Here is a 281-nt window from a genome sequence, read left to right as displayed (position 1 = left end):
TCTACCACTGAACTACTTCCGCAAGACATGTTTGAGATATTTTATTAAAAGTGCGGGTGAAGGGAGTCGAACCCCCACGCCAAAGGCGCTAGATCCTAAGTCTAGTGCGTCTGCCAATTCCGCCACACCCGCATATTAATATTTTAAGAAAAAATGGGGCGACTGATGGGAATCGAACCCACGAATGCCTGAACCACAATCAGGTGCGTTAACCACTTCGCCACAACCGCCATGTTGTGTAAATATATTTGGCAGGGGGGGTGGGAGGGGGGGAAGCAACG

Annotated in this window: 2 tRNA genes; both read right to left on the bottom strand. The window is 49.5% G+C overall.

From position 1 onward, the window contains the following. Positions 1-51: 51 nt before the first annotated feature. Positions 52-132: transfer RNA gene (locus tag M3Z76_RS19690), tRNA-Leu, on the bottom strand. Positions 133-154: 22 nt separating this feature from the next. Next, positions 155-230, bottom strand: a tRNA-His gene (locus M3Z76_RS19685). Positions 231-281: the final 51 nt, after the last annotated feature.

This window comes from Metasolibacillus sp. (genome assembly GCF_025291715.1).
GTDB classification, from domain to species: domain Bacteria; phylum Bacillota; class Bacilli; order Bacillales_A; family Planococcaceae; genus Metasolibacillus; species Metasolibacillus louembei.
This window is presented reverse-complemented; position numbering and strand designations above follow the sequence as displayed.